Below are 18,519 nucleotides of genomic sequence, written 5' to 3'. Positions count from 1 at the left end.
CCTACAAAGGAAGCCCGACAACAAACCGGGCGCCCAAAGGATCCGAAGTTATGTCCGCTTCGGTCGGACGGATGTTCTCCGCCCAGATCACACCGCCGTGGGCCTCGACAATCTGTTTTGAAATCGCAAGTCCCAAGCCCGAGTTGTTCCCAAAATGCTCGACCGGGCGCTGCGAGTAGAAGCGTTTGAACACTTTGGTCAGCGCCTGATCGGGTATGCCCGGACCGGTATCTTCCACCACCACCAGAACCCGGTTCTCCCGCTGTCGTACCCAGACCCGAATGGCATCGCTTTCCTCACAGAAGGAAATCGCATTGGTGATCAGATTGACAAAAACCTGTGCCAGTCGCGCCTCAAGCCCGTTGATCACAATCGGATCGGGCGGCAGATCGGTGATGTAGTCGATCCCTTTCGACCGGGCGTCTTCGCCCAGATACTGCCCAAGATTGCCCAACAGCTTGAGCAGATCAAAAGGCTGCTCCTCTTCCTTGACCAGCTCGGCATCCAGTCGGGATGCGTTGGAAATATCACTGACCAACCGGTCCAGGCGCCGCACGTCATGTTCGATCACGCCCAAAAGTTTCTCGCGCTGGTCGTCGCGTTTGACCATGCGAAGCGTCCCGACTGCCGATTGCAGACTTGCAAGCGGGTTCTTGATTTCATGCGCCACGTCCGCCGCAAACTGCTCGTTCGCATCGATCCGGTTGTAAAGCGCGGTCACCATCCCTCGCAGCGCTCCGCTGAGCTGCCCGATTTCATCGGGGCGGGCGCTGAGGTCGGGAATTCGAATGCGGCCCGGATTGACACCAGCCCCCCTGTCCCTGCCCATCTCGGCAGCCGCCGCCAGATCCGCAAGCGGGTTGGCGATGGTTGATGCAAGAACAAGGCTCAGGCCGACGGACACCAGCAGGGCCACCACGAACATCTGCAGAATGCGCTCCTGCTCCTGCCGGGCAAGCGCATCAATCTCACCGGCCGGACCGGCCATGGCAACGGCACCGACCGGGCTTCCGTCAAACAGAATGGGCGCAGCCGCCACGATTGCGGTTTCCCCTGCATCATCCTGAACCGCCTGCATTTGAACATTGCCCAGCAATGCCTGCGGGATGATTTCCTGTACGCGTTGTGCAAGCGTCGGTGGATCGGTTTCCTGCGGTTTCGTGAATACTGTCGTCAGACCCATCCAGACGGCATTGAGGCCGTCACTGATAACTGTACTGCCGGTTGGCGCATCGGCCCCTGACTCCAACCCGAGAGGCATTTGCGCCGGCAGCGAAGCGCCTCGGGTCCAGCCAATCAGGGTGCCTTGGGCATCATAAATGAAGACCTCGCCGCCATCGGGCAGTGTAAGTCCGGACAGCGTGTCCCTGACATCCAGATCAGCAGCGTCCCGGGGGCCGTCGGAATCCGCCTGACGCAGCTGGGTTTCGAACACGTTGCTGACCAGCTGGGCATCACCCACCAGGTTGCGCGCCGTCTGCTGGACCCGCTCCTTGCGTGAATCGTCCAGATACAGCAACCCGGTCACAAGAATGACCAGGGCGATCAGGTTGAACGTGATGATCTTGCGCGCCAGAGGAGAGCCGCGCAGAGAAAACAGATTGCGTCGCGACCGCGTTGCCCTGAGTTCATGGGACTCGGGATCATGCGGGATGACCCAGTCATCCCCCAGAACGACATCTCCGTCGCGCAGCGCATTAGCTTGTTCGGTATCGCGCACGAGACCCGGCTACCCCTTATCAGAAGGCTATTCTTATTCTTCGTTGTATCTGTACCCGATGCCGTACAGGGTTTCGATGGCCGAAAACTCAGGATCTGCCGCGCGCATTTTCTTGCGCAGCCGCTTGATGTGGCTGTCGATGGTGCGGTCGTCGACATAAACCTGATCGTCATAGGCCACATCCATCAACTGATCGCGGCTTTTGACGAACCCCGGTCTCTGCGCCAGCGCCTGCAACAACAGGAACTCGGTCACTGTCAGCGAAACATCGGTGCCCTTCCAGCTTACGGCGTGGCGCAGCGGATCCATCCGAAGCTCGCCACGCTCCATGACCTTGGCGTCGCCAGAGGCGGCAGCGGACACATCGCCCTCGGTCGCTTCCTGCCGGCGCAGCAACGCGCGGATACGTTCGACCAGAAGACGCTGTGAAAAAGGCTTTTTGACATAGTCATCCGCGCCCATGCGAAGGCCCAGAACCTCGTCGATCTCGTCATCCTTGGATGTCAGGAAGATCACCGGCATCTGAGTTTTCTGGCGCAGCCTTTGCAACAGGTCCATGCCGTCCATGCGGGGCATCTTGATGTCCAGCACCGCCATGTCCGGCAATTTCTTGTTGAATGCATCCAGGGCAGCTTGCCCGTCATTATATGTTTCGACCTCAAAACCCTCGGCTTCGAGCGTCATGGATACCGACGTCAGAATGTTCCTGTCGTCATCCACCAGTGCAATCTTTGACATCGGGTTCATCCCTATTCCTGCTCACTCTTTCAATAATTGGCTTATTTGTAAGGCATTGTTGGCGTTTTTAGGACGCCGAATCAATCCGTAACTGCGAATCGTGCCTTTCTTGGGGCAAGCTTGCGGCAAATTTGCCTTGCTGCCCGCAAATTGCCGCCCAGATTTTTGGCGGAAAATTCTTGGTGGCGCTAAACTTGTACTTGGTTGCGCTAACTGCGCCAAACCGTCCTGTTCATGCCCTAAATGACCGTGATAAGACCCGCCCATCCGCCGGTTTTTCCCGGCATACTGCCCCAAGAGCGCATAAGGCCAAACAGCCTTCGCGCCGCCACAGGAGAAGACACACATGACATCTGGACGGGTTAACCCGCAATTCCGCCTCGAGGATCAGGGCATCGAGGGTCTGGGCAATGTCTATTACAACTTCATGGAACCGGCGCTGATCGAAGAGGCGCTGAAGCGCGGCGAGGGCACGCTGGGCAATGGCGGCGCGTTTCTGGTTACGACTGGCAAATTTACAGGCCGGTCTCCGAAAGACAAGCATGTCGTCAAGACCGACAGCGTCGCCGACACCATCTGGTGGGAAAACAACGCCGCAATGACCCCCCAGGGCTTTGACGCGCTGTATGAAGATATGCTGGCCCACATGAAGGGTCGCGACTATTTCGTGCAGGACCTGGTCGGTGGGGCCGATCCGGCCTATTCGATCAACGTGCGCATGGTCACCGAACTGGCCTGGCACAACCTGTTTATCCGCCACCTGCTGCGCCGGCCGGACCGCGCCGACCTGGACGAGTTCACCGCGGATTTCACCGTCATCAACTGCCCCAGTTTCAGCGCGGACCCGAAAAAGCACGGCTGCCGCAGCGAGACCGTGATTGCGCTGAACTTCGACCGCAAGCTGATCCTGATCGGCGGCACAGAATATGCAGGTGAGAACAAAAAGTCGGTCTTTACCCTGCTGAACTACATGTTGCCCGAAAAGGGCGTGATGCCGATGCACTGCTCGGCCAACCATGCTGTGGGCAACCCGGTTGATACCGCCGTGTTCTTCGGCCTGTCCGGCACCGGCAAGACCACCTTGTCCGCCGACCCGTCCCGCGTGCTGATCGGCGATGATGAACACGGTTGGTCCGACCGCGGCACTTTCAATTTCGAAGGTGGCTGCTATGCCAAGACCATCAACCTGAATGCCGAAGCAGAACCCGAGATTTACGCCACCACCACGAAATTCGGCACGGTGATCGAGAACATGGTCTTCGATCCCGAGACCAAAAAACTGGATTTCGACGACGATTCCCTCACAGCGAACATGCGTTGCGCTTATCCGCTGGAGTATATCTCGAACGCATCGAAATCGGCGTTGGGCGGCCATCCAAAGAATATCATCATGCTGACCTGCGACGCATTTGGTGTTCTGCCCCCGATTGCGCGGCTGACACCGGCGCAGGCGATGTATCACTTCCTGTCAGGCTTCACGTCGAAAGTCGCCGGTACCGAGCGTGGCATTACCGAGCCTCAGCCCACATTCTCGACCTGTTTTGGCGCACCTTTCATGCCGCGTCGCCCCGAGGCCTACGGCAACCTGCTGCGGGACAAGATTGCCCAGCACGGCGCGACCTGCTGGCTGGTGAACACCGGCTGGACCGGCGGCGCTTACGGCGTTGGCAGCCGGATGCCCATCAAGGCAACCCGCGCGCTGCTGACTGCGGCGCTGGAAGGGTCGCTGGCGGATGCGGAATTCCGTAAGGATGCCAGCTTTGGCTTTGACGTTCCGGTCTCGGTTCCCGGTGTGCCCGAAGTCCTGCTGGACCCGCGCCGCACATGGGACGATCAGGCGGCCTTCGACAGACAGGCTGAAAAACTGGTGCAGATGTTTGCCGAAAACTTTGAACAGTATCTGCCCTTTATCGACGAAGACATCAAAGCCGTCGCGATCGGATAAGGCAATTTCAGGGGCCGCAGCGCCCCTGATTTCATCAGGGCCCGGGTGAAAGGCGCGGCACTGCTCGCCATATAGATGTATTCACCCATATGTGTTGGCAATTGCATTGCCTGATGCGGCAATTTGCGCTACCCACGATTTCATTAAGGTCAAAAAAATGCCCGGCACGAAACGCACCGGGCCGCAACTGAAAGAACTTTTGGGCAGCTCTCAAGAACTCACTCACCTTGGAAATTGAGCAGCCTAATCAGGAAACCAGTTTAGTCCCAGAGGGATGAGTGTCAATATGAGACATGCCAAATACAGCACCACACTGCATGTTTCTCATCGCCACGGGTGACTGAAACCTGACTAAGGGGAAAACGGAAAATCATGACGGAAATTTCGAAACTCACTGAATTGCGCAAACTCATGCAGAGCATGGAACAAACGCTGGGCCTCGAGAAGCTCTCTCCGGTTGAGCGCGATATCTACTATGCCGCCGAGGAACTGTCCAAATCCGACGAGGAAGTGCGCACTTTTGGTTTGATCGAACACACCCTTGTCAAAAGCGTTTCGCGCCCGACATTCTTCCGCGCGCTGAAATCGCTGGTCCAGAAAGGGTATCTGTCACAAAGCGGCAGCGCCAACCGGGGGCGGTATATCGTTCATGCACCCAGATGAAGCCGCCGCGTTTCGTGACGACGGCTGATCGTCGTGCGAAAATGGGCTACCGAAACCTTCTACGCCTCTTTGGCCTATGTGGTGGTATCGTTCCTCACGTTTGAGGTTCTGATGCCCCTTCAGAACGTGTTTTTTCCTGAATACCCCAGCCGGGCCAGCCTGTTGTTTCTGCCGCATGGCGTACGGGTTCTGGCCGCCTGGCTGTTGGGATGGCGCGCCATTTTTGCACTGCTGCCGGGTGTTTTCATCGTCTTCGCTTATGTCGGCGGATGGGACGTGTTCCTGCCCAGCCGCCTGATGGCGATGGTCATTGCCGTCGCGACCGCGCCTGCGGTGTTTTATCTGTGTAAAGGGCTTGGCTGGGACCTGTTTCCCCGGCCTGGCAAACGGCCATGCTGGGCCTGTGTCATGGGTGTGGGGATTGTCACGTCGTTTCTGGTGTCGATCCTGACCAACATGGCCTTTGGCAGCGCCACGGCGGAATACATCGCCTTCTTGATTGGCGATATCTCCGGCTTGTTTTTCCTGATGCTGATCCTCTACTTCTCGTTCCGCTGCGCGGACAGCCGGGCCTGACCCTTCAACCCGTCAGCCCCCGGCGAAGCAGATTCAGACCGCCGATCAGCAACACGATCAACGTCACCTTGCGGAACCGAGCCTGATCAATCCGTGCCTGGAGCTTCAGCCCTGCCCACAACCCAATGACCGCCGGTGCGATCAGAAAACCGGAAAATGCGGCCGTTTCCATGCGCAGGATGCCTGATCCCAGATGGGCAAAAACCAGCGCCACCGCACCCAGCCCGTAAACGACGCCCTGAACCCGCATCTGATCTGCCTTCGGCGTGTTGAGGGCCGTCAGGTACATCACGGTCGGCGGCCCCCAGATGCCTGACATGCCGCCCACGAAACCGGCAACCGAACCCATCGCCGCCTCAATCCAGGCTGAGGGTTTCGACAATGTCAGCTTTGATCCCAAGACCTGAATCAGCGCAAAGAAGGTCACCGGTGCGCCGATCATCAGCAACAACGTTCGCGGCGGAACCAGGCTGACCAGTTGTGCACCCGCCAACAAAAACAGCAGCCCCACGATCAGAAACACACGGAACCGTCGGATGGACGACACCGCTGCGGGGACACCTTCGCGCAACGCCTGAACTCCGTTTGTGACCAAAGTTGGCAGGATCAGCCCGGCCACGGCCCATTCGGGCGGCAGGAAGATGCTCAGCCCCGAAACCAGAACCATGGGCATGGCAAATCCGACCATTCCCTTGATGCAACCGGCAAGAAAGGCAATCGAAACGGCCAGCGCCAGATCCTGTGTCGAGAGTATTGAAAACCATGTCATGCCTCGTTGATACCATTCCCAGATTTCTCTGCACTGCAAAACTCATCGGGTAATTTTTGAACTTTTTACCTGCAAATTTCGTATTTTTGTTGCGCTGCACGTGCAGCATGATATGACCAGACGACCCAGAGAAGGACGTGATTCATGGCCCATGACGGACAGGATATGACCCAGATGACGACACCTGCGATTTTGCCCGATCTGCTGACCCTGACCCGAGCTGCCGTTCCGGCGGTCGAGACGGTTTTTGAACGGGCGCGGGAATCCGTCCGCGGTATGGTCAGCGCTGATGGTAAGATTTCGGGCGCACTGATCGAAGCCAACCAGACCGCCGCGCACGGCCTTGCGTGGCTGGCCACCTATAATCAATCCCTGCAACAGATGCAGCGTTGGGCCGAAACGCTGGAGGCCGACGGCAAGTTAGGTGAAATCGAACAGCTGCTACACCAGATCGCCTTTGGCGAATACTTGCATCAGGTCGCGGGCGGCATTCCGATGAACCAGGGCGAGGTTGTGCGCCTGCAGGATCTGGGGCTGGGCTGGGACGCGTTGTCCGGGTTCCAGTGTTCCGAAGTTCAAACCCTGATGGCACAGGCCAATTCACAGGCCGCTCGCAGCCGTCTGGTCGCGCTGATGCAGGATCAGTCTGGCGCCACCATGTTCGGCGCCTCGGGTCTGGACGAAGAGCTTGAAATGATCCGCGACCAGTTCCGCCGCTATGCGCAGGAAAAGGTCGAACCGAACGCGCATGACTGGCACCTCAAGGATGAACTGATCCCGATCGAGATCATTGAAGAACTGGCGGAAATGGGCGTATTTGGCCTGACCATTCCCGAAGAATTCGGTGGGTTCGGTCTATCCAAAGCCTCGATGTGCGTGGTGTCCGAGGAACTGTCACGCGGCTATATCGGCGTTGGTTCACTGGGGACCCGGTCCGAGATCGCGGCTGAACTGATTATTGCGGGCGGCACGGATGAGCAAAAGGCGCAATGGTTGCCCAAGATCGCCAGCGCCGAGATCCTGCCGACTGCCGTGTTCACCGAACCCAACACCGGCTCGGACCTTGGCAGCCTGCGCACCCGTGCGGTTAAGGACGAGAACGGTGATTACAAGATCACCGGCAACAAAACCTGGATCACGCATGCGGCGCGCACCCATGTGATGACCCTGCTGGCGCGCACCAATCCCGACACCACCGATCACCGCGGATTGTCCATGTTCCTGGCGGAAAAGACGCCCGGTACGGATGAAAACCCCTTCCCCACCCCCGGCATGACCGGCGGTGAGATCGAGGTGCTGGGCTATCGCGGTATGAAAGAATACGAACTTGGTTTTGACGGGTTCAAAGTCAAAGGTGAGAACCTGTTGGGCGGCGAAGAAGGCAAAGGCTTTAAACAGCTGATGGAAACCTTCGAAAGCGCACGCATCCAAACCGCTGCGCGCGCCATTGGTGTCGCCCAAAGCGCGCTGGATATTGCAATGCAATACGCGCAGGACCGCAAACAGTTTGGCAAATCTCTGATCAACTTCCCGCGTGTGTCGGGCAAGCTGGCCATGATGGCGGTCGAGATCATGATCGCGCGGCAGCTGACCTACTTCAGCGCCTGGGAAAAAGACCATGGCCAGCGCTGCGATCTTGAGGCCGGAATGGCCAAGCTGCTGGGCGCGCGTGTCGCATGGGCGGCAGCGGATAACGGGCTGCAAATTCATGGCGGCAACGGCTTTGCGCTGGAATACAAGATCAGCCGTGTGCTGTGCGATGCGCGCATTCTGAACATTTTCGAAGGAGCTGCCGAAATTCAGGCTCAGGTTATCGCGCGACGTCTGCTCGGCTGACCGGTTTTCGGCATCTCTGTTTCCCCAACTGGACCCGGTCTTGCGCCGGGTCTTTTCTTGTTCTGCCGGATTTGTACGCGCCTGGACCTTCCGGCTGTTCGTATTTCACATGCGCAAACTGGCATTGGCCGGGTGCGGACCAGGATTTGCTACTGAATAGGGGCATGAGAATTTCCCCCTCTGATTCCGCGCGAAACTGGGGTAGAGCATCCCGTGCAACAGACGGAACCACACGGGCAGTTGGTAAACAAAGAATGACCAGAATATTTTTTGCACTTTGGGTGACCCTGACCGCGATCGCCCTGAGCGGCTGCGCGACCACGCAGCCGACAGCGGGCCAAAGCGACATCGACGCGCTGGCGCAAGCGATCGGAGACCTCGGGCCCGACGTTGACCCGGCCGAGGCGCAAAGGGCCGCCACAATCGCTTACACCTATTCGCAGCGTCTGGCGCGGGAATGGCAGGTCGAGGATCCGGCCATCATCCACAACGCCAAGGTCATCAACGGCTTTCGCGAATATGGGTTGTGCAATGACTGGGCCGAGGCCATGACGCAGCGGCTGCGGCAGGAAGATTTCCGCACGCTGGACCTGAACTGGGCCACATCTCCGCCGACGGCGTTCCGGATCATCCACCATTCGGCGTCGATCAGCGCCACTGGGGCGTCGTTGTATGACGGCATTATCCTCGACCCGTGGCGCAACAGCGGCGCCTTGCACTGGGCACCGGTGCGCGAGGATACCAAGTATAACTGGCGGCCCCGAAGCGAGGTGCGCGCTGAATTGCTGAGCGGCGAGATACCTTATTGATCTGGACCACACAGGTTTCGCCAACATGCGCAAAAGGATAAGACACCGTCATGACACGCCTGATCCTGACTCTGCCCCTGCTGGCGTTGCTGCAATGCAACAAGGACGAATCCGTGGCCGCCTATGGCGCGGCGGACCGCACATGGACCTTGCAGGAAATCGACGGGCAGTCATTTGAAGCCAGCGCCCTGCTGCGGTTCCCCGAAGAGGGCAGGATCGAAGGCAACGCACCTTGCAACAGCTACAGCGGCACCTTGAACGCGCCTTATCCGTGGTTCGAGGTCACGGACCTGAACGCAACCCGCGCGGCCTGTGCGGGGCTTGAGGCCGAAGGGTTTTTTTTCGCGGCCCTGCTGGCGATGACCCAGTCCGAGGTGTCGGGTGATGTGCTGATCCTGCGCAATGAGGACGGGCACGAGATGGTATTCAAAGCCGTCGAGTGAGCTGATCCAGAAACCGCGCCCGGGCCGCTGGCAAAGGGTGGTGGCCCAGTGCAGGCGCCACGCGGTGTTCCAGAAAATAGCCCGTTGTTTTCAGCCCTTCGACGATCTCGGCATCCGGTGCCTGCCCTTCGCCTCGCAGGCAGGGGGGCAGCGGCAACAACCGGTCGGCCCATTCTCCGGCGCCAGCGGCACTGACGGCCCGGCCCGATTTAGGCGAGACATAGATCAACCCTTCGGTTGCGCCGGTCGCCGCACAGGCCGACAGGTCGAGGCCAAAACCCAGTTCTTCCAGCAGGGCCAGCTCCCAGCGCAGATAGGCCAGTGGCCAGATGTCATCCTGCCCCAGCAGATCCATCAGTTGTTCGGTCTGCTTGTAGATGCCCGGATGCGGTTCCCGCTCGGGCAGGCAGAAGGACAGAAGCGACAACACCGTGTTCAGCCCGGCCAGCGCCAGACGTCCGGAAAAGGCCGCCGCCGCGCGCGATCGCAGGGGTTCGACCTGAAAGGTTCCGATATGTTCTTCAAGCCGCGCCCGCCACAGCACATCCAGCTGCGCGCCGGGCTGCAGGATCGGCGCAATCTTGCGGCTGGCCCCGCCACGTACGACACCGGCATGACGTCCATGGGTCTGGGTAAAGACCTCGATAATCGCCGCCGTTTCGCCGTGGCGGCGAGAGGTCAGAAGTATGCCGTGATCGCGCCAGTCCAAATGGGCCCCGTGCCGTTTGCTGTGCCCATTTGACCTGTGGCGGGTCAGGACCGCAACTAAGAAAGCTTGACGTGCAGGCGATATCACTCTCTAATTAACACTAGAGTTAAATAAGGATGCGATCCGATGCGCGGAATTACAATCACATATCGCTACGATGGCGACGAGACTGAATGGCTGGAAGCCATAAACACGTTCATCGCGGCGATCGACGCCGACCCCGAGGCTGCGGGGAAGTTCACCTATCAGGTCGCGGTGGCCGATGATGGTGTGTCCCGGTTTCACTGGGGACGCTGGGACAGTGCCGAGACATTGGCCCATGTGCAATCGCAGCCATATTTTCAGGCGTTTGCGCCCAAGGTGAAAATGTTTGCCGGTGATACGCTCAACGCCACCGGGCACGATATCACGCAGAAAAGCGGCGGGTGGTAGGGCCAGAGTGGTTCCACAGAATGCGGGGTCAGAACGTCACGCCCGCGTGGATCAGGATGCCGATGACCATGAGCAGATTCAGCACCATCGAGATTCCGTTGCCCACGTAAATCGGCAGTTTGCCGACCACCAGCCCGTAGGCGAACCACAGAAACGACAGACCGGCATAGAGCGACCACGAAAGCAGCGACTGACCGGTGGCGTGCTGGGAGTGAGTAAAGTAGAGCTTGATCAATTGCGGAAGGGTGGCGAACGGGCCAAAGACCCCGACGAAAACCATGAAGCCCTCGAACCGCTGCATCCAGTGGCCAAGCTCGGATTTTTCCAGTTTCTCAGCGAGTGTTTCAGCCACGCAAACACCTCATCGTCTTGTGTTGTTCCACGGATAGGCCAGTCCGTTCTGGCCAGGAGCAGGTTCAAAATAGACGCTTTGATCCGTGCGTCAAAGACCCTTCGAAGCAGGGATCATTCCAACCCCTCTTCCCCCAACAAATGCCGGCCCTGCCGGTCCTCGACCTCGATCACCCAGAGATCGGGGTCAAAGCTGCGTTGGCGCTGGATGGCGGCGTCCACGTCCGGCTCGGGGCCGCCGGACAGTTCGACCCATTTGCGTTCGCCGCTCATCAGATCAAAGCTGCGCTGGAAGGCCGTGGCCTGCCCGTCAAGCGTGTTCAGCTTGATCAGCACCGCGCCTGCCGTGTCGTCGCCATGGGCCACGACGTAGGCAGGAATTTCCTGAAAGCGAAGCCGCGCCAGATAGGCATGGACCCAGAATTCCGCCGTCAGTCGGGTCATGCGTTGCCGTCTTTGAAATCCAGACCCATTTCCGAATAGCGTTCGGATTCTTCCAGCCAGTTGGGTCGGACTTTGACCTGCAGGAACAGGTGGATTTTGCGGTCGAGGAACTCTTCCAACTCTGCCCGCGCGGCCTGGCTGACGGCCTTGATCGTCTCGCCGCGCTTGCCCAGCACGATGCCCTTGTGGCCATCGCGCATGACATAGATGACCTGATCGATTTTGGCGGAACCGTCCTTGCGTTCTTCCCAGTTCTCGGTCTCGACGGTCAGCTGGTACGGCAGTTCCTGATGCAGGCGCAGGGTCAGTTTCTCGCGCGTCATCTCGGCGGCGATCATGCGCAGGGGCAGATCGGCGATCTGGTCCTCGGGGTAAAGCCACGGGCCTTCGGGCAATTCCGAAGCCAGCCATTTGCGCAGGTCATCGACGCCATGGCCCTTTTCCGCCGAAATCATGAAGGTTTCGGCAAACGGATAGCGTGCGTTCAGATCGCTTGTCAGGGTCAGAAGTTTCTCGGACGGCACCTTGTCGATCTTGTTGATTGCCAGCGCAACGATGCGGCCCTGACCGATCTCCTCGAGACCTTCGAGGATACGCTCGACCCCTTCGGTGATGCCGCGATGGGCCTCGACCATCAGCACGACGCCATCGGCATCCGCCGCCCCGCCCCAAGCGGCGGCGACCATGGCGCGGTCCAGGCGGCGGCGGGGCTTGAACAGGCCCGGCGTGTCGACAAAGACCAGTTGCGCGTCGCCTTCCATCGCCACGCCGCGAATTCGGGCACGGGTGGTCTGCACCTTGTGTGTCACGATGGAAACCTTCGCCCCGACCATGCGGTTCAGCAGGGTGGATTTGCCTGCGTTGGGCTCTCCGATCAGGGCGATAAATCCGGCGCGTGTGGTCATGTTCAATGCGATCCTGTTTGCAACTGCGCATCCCTATAGCAGATTGGCCATGCGGGCCAGAGGGATTTGTCGCATTGCCGCCATGCGTCCGGGATGGCACGAATAGCGTGCGCTCAGCCGAACCCAGCCAGGCGATCAAATCCGAAAATGAGGCACATATGAAACGCCGTGAGTTTCTTTTGGGCAGTGGGGCTGCCGCAGGCGCATTGAGTCTGGGTGGATTGGGACTGGCAGCAGGTACGCAGGAACTGGTCATTCAACCGGCCAGCTTTGCGCTTAAGGATCAGGTTACCACGGGCATGGTCAGCCTGTCACCCGACGCACCGCCGCCGGTTCTGTATGGCACGCAGGGTGAGGTGATGCGCCTGCCGGTGCGCAACACTCTGCCCGATTACACCGCCATGCACTGGCACGGGATGCGGATTGCCAACCAGATGGACGGGGTGCCTTATCTGACCCAGATGCCGATCGGAACGGATGAGGTCTTTACCTATGAATTCACGCCACCGGATGCCGGAACCTATTGGTATCACCCGCATTGCATGACGATGGAGCAGATGGCCCATGGGCTGACCGGGGTGATGGTCATCGCCGAGACCGAAGACCCCGGCTTTGATAGTGAGCAAGTGGTCAACCTCCGGGATTTCCGCTTGGGCGAGGACGGGCAGTTTCTGCCTGCCTTTACCGCGCGCGGGGCCGCGCGGGCGGGTACGTTCGGAAATGTTCAGACGGCGAACTGGCTGACGGGGCCGGCCTATGATCATCCGGCGGGCAGCCTGGTGCGGCTGCGGGTTCTCAATTCGGATACGACCCGCATCTACAAACTGCATCTGGCCGGGGCCGAGGCGCGGATTATCGCCTGGGATGGTCATCCGGTCGAAATCGCGCTGCCGATGCCAAGCGTGGCAGACCCCTTGCTGGTCGGTCCCGGCCAACGGGTCGACTTTGCCGTTGCGATGCCTGCCGATGAAGGGCGAACCGTCGATCTGATGGCGAAACTGCCGGGAAGTGCACCGGTTGCCATGGCGCGACTGCGGTCTGTCGGAGCCGCGCTTTCGCGGGACTTGCGGGACCTGCGCCCCCTGCCCATCAACCCGGTCGCCAGGCCGGATCTGGTGCGGGCCGAGGTGCACGAATTCGTCTTTGGCTGGACACCCGAGGGCGGCGCGCCCAATAACGGGTTCTGCGGTTCGCTGGGTTACAACTTCTGGTCGGTCAACAGAACCCCGTGGCCCGGCGATGCGGCTCAGGGTGTCGGCCCGCTGGCCACATTGGACATGGGCAAAACCTACGTACTTCGGCTGCGCAATGAATCGCCCAATCTGCATCCGATCCACCTGCATGGGCTGGCCTTTGTGCCGCTGAAATCGAACCTGCGCCAACTGCCGCCTCTGATGACGGACACGATGCTGTTGCTGAAGGACGAGGTGGCCGAGATCGCGCTTGTCGCGGACAATCCCGGCGACTGGGCGTTTCATTGCCATGTAATCGAGCATCAGAAAACCGGGCTGACCGCGTATATCCGGGTGGTCTAAGCGTCGGATCGGCCGCGCTAATCCAGCCGGTAGGGGGCCAGCCCCCTCGCCCGGATGTCATCCGGGCTCACCCCCGGGATACTTTCGGCCAGATGAAGAATGATCCCTGTCGGGCTATTTCGCGAGATTTTCCAGCAGCGCCTTGGCTGCCGCCTGTTCCGCCTGCCGTTTCGATCCGGCGGTGGCCTGCGCCTCGGTTCCGTCCTGCAGACGGGCCGCAATGGTGAAGACCGGGGCGTGATCCGGACCGCTGCGCTTGACTTCGACGTAAGCGGGCGGCTTTTGACCGCGGGCCTGCGCCCATTCCTGCAGCGCGGTTTTCGCGTCGCGGGCGTCCGCCTCGACCTTGTGAATACGATCGCCCCAGAGCGCGAGGATGACATCGCGGGCAGCCTCAAACCCCGCATCGCGGTAGACGGCGGCGATCACCGCCTCCATCGCGTCCCCCAGCAAGGCCTGTTTGCGGCGCCCGCCGGACAGCATCTCGGACCGGCCCAGTTTCAGGACCGCGCCCAGATCAATCTGGCGGGCCACGTCGGCGCAGGCCTCTTTGCGAACAAGTGCGTTGAATCGCGGGGCCAGTTGGCCTTCGGAGGCATTCTTGTCCGCCTCAAGCAAGGCGGTGGCCATCACCAGGCCCAGGACCCGGTCGCCCAGAAACTCGAGCCGTTGATTGTCGGGCCGGGTCGTCGAGGACACCGATCCGTGGGTCAGCGCGCGCAGCAGCAGTTCGGGGCTTTTGAATTCGTACCCCAAACGCCGCTGGAAGGCTTTTATTTCGGCTGAAAGCTTCAATTGACCGCCTTGAAGAAGCGGTCGCCCCGCCAGGTCCAGAAGAACAGCATCGAACGGCCCGCGGACGAGAACATAATACGGTCGGCGCGGCCGATCAGGTTTTCATAAGGAACATAGCCGACGCCGCCTGCGGACTGTGGCACGCGGCTGTCGCTGGAATTGTCGCGGTTGTCGCCCATGAAGAAATAGTGGCCTTCGGGCACGGTGTAGATGCCGGTGTTGTCGGACCCCTGATTGCGGATGTTCAGCACCTCGTAGGAAGCACCGTTCGGCAGAGTTTCGATCAGGCGGCTTTTTTCACAGGCGCCACCAATGCCGACAGGGCCGTTTTCGCAGCGCGGGCGCAGACCCTGCGGGCCTTGCGGTTCGGCAATTTCGGTGAACACGCCGTCGGGTGTTTGCTGCACGGGTGTGCCGTTCAGGATGATTACACCGTCGCGGACCTGAATGCGGTCGCCGGGCAGGCCGATCAGCCGTTTGATGAAATCGCGCCCGGTGACGGGGTGGCGGAAGACGATGACATCGCCGCGATCGGGCTCGCCTCCCCAGATGCGTGTATTGTCATCCCCCTGCATCCAGCCGCAGATATCCTCGGCATCGATGTTCAGACCGACGCTGGGGATGATCACGCTGGGGCAGGACGCGTAGGAGTAGCCGTAGGCCATCTTGTTCACGAACAGGAAGTCGCCGATCAGCAAGGTGGGCTTCATCGAGCCGGACGGGATCCAGAAGGGCTGAAAGAACAGGGTACGGAAAATGCCCGCGATCAGCAGGGCATAGACGATGGTTTTGATCGTCTCCCAGACGGCGTTACCTGATTTGGCTTCCTCGGCCATACTGCTCTCCGGTCCTTGGCTTATTGGGTTGCTACATGCGGGTCGGCCGGGGGCAAGTCAAGGCTGTGCGGGGCGATCTTGAACGGGGCGCGCCTCGATCACAACAAAGGCCTGCGCCCAGGGGTGGTCGTCCGTCAGGGTGACGTGGATGATGGCCTCATAACCTTCGGGCGTTATTTCCTTCAGCCGTTCAGCGGCCCAGCCGGTGACGTGCATAATGGGCTGGCCGGTGCGCAGATTGGTCACGGCCATGTCTTTCCACGCAATGCCCATGCGCAGACCGGTGCCCAGCGCCTTGGAACACGCCTCTTTTGCGGCCCAGCGCTTGGCATAGGTGCCCGCAGTATCGGCGCGACGTTCGGCCTTGCGCTGTTCGGTGTCGGTGAAGACACGGTTGCGGAACCGGTCGCCGAACCGGTCGAGTGTGCCCTGGATGCGGTCTATGTTTGCGAGGTCCGTGCCGATGCCGAGGATCATTTTCTCAATTTCTTTTGTCGCCGAAGAGAGTTTTCTTTGCCTGTATAGCTTGCCCTAACACAGCGCGACAAATGGCTATGGCGACCAGTGCCCAGAACAGAAGAATGACGTTTCTCAGGATAAAATCCCAGATATCAATTCTGTGCCAATACCTGAATCCGTAAACCAATGCTGAGAGTTGCGCCGCCCACAAAACCGATACCGAAAGTCCAACCATGTAGGTGGCGTTGTACCATAAGGTAGCGTTTGGGGTCGCTGCAGTAAGTCGTTTGGACCATGGATGTGTTTGGATCAACGACGCCATAACAACCGGGAGTACCAAGACATCGAGCGGAAAGAAATACACACCATCCAGACCCAGTTTTTCTGTACCAACACCTGCATTCACATACGTCATAAGAAAAAGTATGAACAACGCTATGTATCCAACTCGATTAAACAACAAGATTTTCTGCTCGGGTGCCCATAGGTTCATCACGACACCCTTACCGTCAAAATCTTGTAGCTCGCCACGCCAAAGAACCCGGCAAAGGCCAGATCGAACCAGCGGCGGGCGCGGCGGTAGGCGCGGACCATGCGCTCGGACGAGAACAGGAAGGCGTAGCCGATGAAGATCAGCAGTGAGCCTGCGTAAAGCATGCCGAAATAGCCCAGCAGCATGGCAAGGCTGGCGTCGTTGGGCGCGACGATGGCGTAGATCGAGCCCCAGCTGAGGATCGCCTTGGGGTTGGTCAGGTGGATGGCGGCACCTTTGGCGAATATTGCTTGCAGCGAGCCGCGGATCGGGTTGCCCAGCGCGACCTCATCCGCGGACAAGGCGCGGCGCAGGGCCTTTAGGGCCAGCCAGCCCAGATAGGCCACGCCGACATAACGGATTACCTCGAATACCCAGACATTGGCCAGCATGATCGCCGACAGCCCCAGCGCGGCGGCGATGCCCCATGCAGCGGACCCGGCGCAGATGCCCAATGCAAACACCAAGCCCGCGCGGCGGCCTTCGTTCATCGCGGTGCCCGCGATGCCCATCGTCGCCGGACCCGGAGAGCCGCCGGCCATCAGCCAGGCAAACCAGATGGCGACAAAGGCGGGCGTGATCATGCGCGCGCCTCATCCATCAGGCGGCGCATCTCGGCAATCGCTGGTGTTAGGCCCCGGAAAATCGCCTCGCCGATCAGGAAATGGCCGATATTGAGTTCGCGCACCTCGGGGAAAGCGGCAACGGGTTTGACCGATTCATAGGTCAGGCCATGGCCCGCGTGAACTTCAAGCCCCAGCGAATGGGCGTATGTGGACATCTCGCGCAGCGCTTCCAGCTCGCGCGCGGCGTCTTCCATGCGGCCTTCGGCGTGGAAATCGCAATAGGCGCCGGTATGCAGTTCGATCACCTCGGCACCGATGCGGTGGGCGGCGTCGATCTGGCGCTTGTCGGCGGCGATGAAGATCGACACGCGGCAGCCGACATCGCGCAGGGGGGCGATGAAATGGGCCAGCTTGTTTTCCTCGCGCGCGACTTCGAGCCCGCCTTCGGTGGTGCGTTCCTCGCGCTTTTCCGGGACAATGCACACTGCGTGCGGTTTGTGGCGCAGGGCAATTTTCTGCATCTCGTCGGTCGCGGCCATTTCGAAATTCAGGGGCACGGTCAGAACCTCCATCAGCCCGTCGATATCGGCGTCCGAGATATGGCGGCGATCTTCGCGCAAATGCGCGGTGATGCCGTCCGCGCCCGCCTCTTCCGCGATCCTTGCGGCGCGCAGAGGGTCGGGATAGTCCCCACCACGGGCGTTGCGCACGGTGGCCACGTGGTCGATATTCACGCCCAGACGCAGATAGTTGTCAGACATTACGCGATTCCTTTTTCTGGTTTTGGCCCGAGCCTAGAGGCTTTGTTTCGGGAACGGCAGTCTTTGCGCCGGCCAGCCGTTTGATTTCTTCAAACTTCGCCTTGATCTTCGCCCGGCGGCGCTGCTGGTATTTGCGGATCAGCGGCAGGCTGAGATACCCGCAGATTATCCCGGCCAGAAGGCCCGGCAGGACGCCGCCGATCATGTAGGGATAAAATACCTCGCTATAGAAGATACTCAGTCCGTCCCAGTCTGCGACCCGGTCGGTGAACATCGCGAAGAAATTGTCCTTCAGATCGCCCATGGCATCGGCGAACTTGCCCATCAGACCCCGGGTTTCGCTTTTTTCGAACTCGGTTCCCAGCAGGAAATGCCCGGTTTGCAGACAGATCACACCGATGGGGACATAAGTCAGAGGATTGCCGAAAAACGTACCGCTGAGTGAGGCCAGGATATTGCCGTTGATCAGCCGCGCGCCGACCGCCGCGACCAGAAAGTGCAGACCATAGAAAGGGGTAAATGCGGCAAAGACACCTGCCCCGATACCGCGCGCAATGCGTTCGGGCGTGTCAGGCAGGCGACGGACGCGGTGTTTGACATAGTGAAAGGCACGGGTCCAGCCCCCACGGGGATAGACAAATTCCGAAGCGATCCGGGCAGGCGAGCGTCGGTCTCGGCGCTTGAAAACCACTCGT

General features: G+C 59.8%; 23 protein-coding genes. 8 read left to right on the top strand and 15 right to left on the bottom strand.

Annotated elements, in window-relative coordinates; genetic code table 11:
- Nucleotide 1: 1 nt before the first annotated feature.
- Genes ACR0J2_RS10345 through ACR0J2_RS10335 form a run of 3 tightly spaced genes read right to left on the bottom strand, consistent with a single transcriptional unit; the run spans nt 2 to nt 2,755 of the window.
- Nucleotides 2–1,720 carry a sensor histidine kinase gene (locus ACR0J2_RS10345; RefSeq protein ID WP_170611889.1) on the bottom strand — a complete coding sequence of 573 codons (1,719 nt, stop codon included), beginning with the start codon at nt 1,718–1,720 and terminating at the stop codon, nt 2–4.
- A gap of 33 nt (nt 1,721–1,753) precedes the next feature.
- The gene (locus ACR0J2_RS10340; protein WP_170611892.1) at nt 1,754–2,458 is read right to left on the bottom strand and encodes a response regulator; all 705 of its coding nucleotides are present in this window, start codon (nt 2,456–2,458) and stop codon (nt 1,754–1,756) included.
- Nucleotides 2,459–2,479: 21 nt separating this feature from the next.
- Entirely contained in the window at nt 2,480–2,755 is a 276-nt protein-coding gene (locus tag ACR0J2_RS10335; RefSeq protein WP_321251006.1) for a hypothetical protein, read from the bottom strand.
- A 49-nt stretch (nt 2,756–2,804) separates the two neighbouring features.
- On the opposite strand from ACR0J2_RS10335, the gene ACR0J2_RS10330 reads away from it, so the two are divergent.
- From ACR0J2_RS10330 to ACR0J2_RS10320, 3 genes are all read left to right on the top strand, one after another.
- Nucleotides 2,805–4,403 (top strand): phosphoenolpyruvate carboxykinase, encoded by a 1,599-nt coding sequence (locus ACR0J2_RS10330; protein ID WP_480812514.1) that lies wholly within the window; start codon nt 2,805–2,807, stop codon nt 4,401–4,403.
- A 372-nt stretch (nt 4,404–4,775) separates the two neighbouring features.
- A complete protein-coding gene (locus ACR0J2_RS10325) occupies nt 4,776–5,066 on the top strand; it encodes a hypothetical protein (protein ID WP_170681515.1) in 291 nt (96 codons plus the stop codon).
- Between the two features lie 33 nt (nt 5,067–5,099).
- Nucleotides 5,100–5,642, top strand: coding sequence for a hypothetical protein (locus ACR0J2_RS10320; protein ID WP_480812513.1), 543 nt, complete (start codon nt 5,100–5,102; stop codon nt 5,640–5,642).
- A 4-nt stretch (nt 5,643–5,646) separates the two neighbouring features.
- Here the strand turns inward: ACR0J2_RS10320 and ACR0J2_RS10315 are convergent, their stop codons facing one another.
- Nucleotides 5,647–6,411 carry a sulfite exporter TauE/SafE family protein gene (locus tag ACR0J2_RS10315; RefSeq protein WP_170805971.1) on the bottom strand — a complete coding sequence of 255 codons (765 nt, stop codon included), beginning with the start codon at nt 6,409–6,411 and terminating at the stop codon, nt 5,647–5,649.
- Between the two features lie 144 nt (nt 6,412–6,555).
- On the opposite strand from ACR0J2_RS10315, the gene ACR0J2_RS10310 reads away from it, so the two are divergent.
- From ACR0J2_RS10310 to ACR0J2_RS10300, 3 genes are all read left to right on the top strand, one after another.
- Nucleotides 6,556–8,247, top strand: coding sequence for an acyl-CoA dehydrogenase family protein (locus ACR0J2_RS10310; RefSeq protein WP_480812512.1), 1,692 nt, complete (start codon nt 6,556–6,558; stop codon nt 8,245–8,247).
- 254 nt (nt 8,248–8,501) lie between these two features.
- The gene (locus ACR0J2_RS10305) at nt 8,502–9,056 is read left to right on the top strand and encodes a hypothetical protein (protein ID WP_480812511.1); all 555 of its coding nucleotides are present in this window, start codon (nt 8,502–8,504) and stop codon (nt 9,054–9,056) included.
- A gap of 50 nt (nt 9,057–9,106) precedes the next feature.
- A complete protein-coding gene (locus ACR0J2_RS10300) occupies nt 9,107–9,499 on the top strand; it encodes an META domain-containing protein (RefSeq protein ID WP_480812510.1) in 393 nt (130 codons plus the stop codon).
- On the opposite strand, the gene recO is transcribed toward ACR0J2_RS10300, so the two are convergent.
- Nucleotides 9,483–10,208: a DNA repair protein RecO gene (recO, locus tag ACR0J2_RS10295; protein ID WP_170681791.1), complete on the bottom strand. Its 726-nt coding sequence runs from the start codon at nt 10,206–10,208 to the stop codon at nt 9,483–9,485. The genes ACR0J2_RS10300 and recO overlap by 17 nt on opposite strands.
- 126 nt (nt 10,209–10,334) lie before the next feature.
- Between recO and ACR0J2_RS10290 the strand changes: the two genes are divergently transcribed.
- Complete coding sequence (locus tag ACR0J2_RS10290) at nt 10,335–10,640, top strand: hypothetical protein (protein WP_170825207.1); 306 nt, start codon at nt 10,335–10,337, stop codon at nt 10,638–10,640.
- A gap of 28 nt (nt 10,641–10,668) precedes the next feature.
- Here ACR0J2_RS10290 and ACR0J2_RS10285 read toward each other — a convergent pair whose 3' ends face one another.
- The 3 genes from ACR0J2_RS10285 to era form a co-directional block, all read right to left on the bottom strand.
- Entirely contained in the window at nt 10,669–10,992 is a 324-nt protein-coding gene (locus ACR0J2_RS10285) for a SemiSWEET transporter (RefSeq protein WP_170611911.1), read from the bottom strand.
- Between the two features lie 113 nt (nt 10,993–11,105).
- Entirely contained in the window at nt 11,106–11,435 is a 330-nt protein-coding gene (locus ACR0J2_RS10280) for a DUF1491 family protein (protein ID WP_480812509.1), read from the bottom strand.
- On the bottom strand, nt 11,432–12,340 hold the full coding sequence (gene era, locus ACR0J2_RS10275; RefSeq protein ID WP_170825208.1) for a GTPase Era: 909 nt from the start codon (nt 12,338–12,340) through the stop codon (nt 11,432–11,434). Before era ends, ACR0J2_RS10280 begins: the two co-directional genes overlap by 4 nt.
- A 158-nt stretch (nt 12,341–12,498) precedes the next feature.
- On the opposite strand from era, the gene ACR0J2_RS10270 reads away from it, so the two are divergent.
- Nucleotides 12,499–13,875 (top strand): multicopper oxidase family protein, encoded by a 1,377-nt coding sequence (locus ACR0J2_RS10270; RefSeq protein ID WP_480812508.1) that lies wholly within the window; start codon nt 12,499–12,501, stop codon nt 13,873–13,875.
- Nucleotides 13,876–13,989: 114 nt separating this feature from the next.
- Here the strand turns inward: ACR0J2_RS10270 and rnc are convergent, their stop codons facing one another.
- From rnc to ACR0J2_RS10235, 7 genes are read right to left on the bottom strand one after another with little or no spacing between them, the layout of a single operon-like run.
- On the bottom strand, nt 13,990–14,670 hold the full coding sequence (gene rnc / locus ACR0J2_RS10265) for a ribonuclease III (RefSeq protein WP_480812507.1): 681 nt from the start codon (nt 14,668–14,670) through the stop codon (nt 13,990–13,992).
- Nucleotides 14,667–15,506 carry a signal peptidase I gene (lepB, locus tag ACR0J2_RS10260; RefSeq protein WP_170681526.1) on the bottom strand — a complete coding sequence of 280 codons (840 nt, stop codon included), beginning with the start codon at nt 15,504–15,506 and terminating at the stop codon, nt 14,667–14,669. The genes rnc and lepB overlap by 4 nt, the downstream gene beginning before the upstream one ends.
- Before the next feature lie 57 nt (nt 15,507–15,563).
- Nucleotides 15,564–15,983 carry a holo-ACP synthase gene (acpS, locus tag ACR0J2_RS10255; RefSeq protein WP_170805962.1) on the bottom strand — a complete coding sequence of 140 codons (420 nt, stop codon included), beginning with the start codon at nt 15,981–15,983 and terminating at the stop codon, nt 15,564–15,566.
- A gap of 4 nt (nt 15,984–15,987) precedes the next feature.
- Nucleotides 15,988–16,458, bottom strand: a complete 471-nt coding sequence (locus ACR0J2_RS10250; RefSeq protein ID WP_170805961.1) for a hypothetical protein — start codon at nt 16,456–16,458, stop codon at nt 15,988–15,990.
- Complete coding sequence (locus tag ACR0J2_RS10245) at nt 16,458–17,081, bottom strand: LysE family translocator (RefSeq protein ID WP_480812506.1); 624 nt, start codon at nt 17,079–17,081, stop codon at nt 16,458–16,460. The genes ACR0J2_RS10250 and ACR0J2_RS10245 overlap by 1 nt, the downstream gene beginning before the upstream one ends.
- Nucleotides 17,078–17,824, bottom strand: coding sequence for a pyridoxine 5'-phosphate synthase (locus ACR0J2_RS10240; protein ID WP_480812505.1), 747 nt, complete (start codon nt 17,822–17,824; stop codon nt 17,078–17,080). Before ACR0J2_RS10240 ends, ACR0J2_RS10245 begins: the two co-directional genes overlap by 4 nt.
- Nucleotides 17,817–18,515, bottom strand: coding sequence for a DUF2062 domain-containing protein (locus tag ACR0J2_RS10235; RefSeq protein ID WP_480812504.1), 699 nt, complete (start codon nt 18,513–18,515; stop codon nt 17,817–17,819). The genes ACR0J2_RS10240 and ACR0J2_RS10235 overlap by 8 nt, the downstream gene beginning before the upstream one ends.
- Nucleotides 18,516–18,519: the final 4 nt, after the last annotated feature.

This window comes from Ruegeria sp. CG4, assembly GCF_056537185.1.
This window is presented reverse-complemented; position numbering and strand designations above follow the sequence as displayed.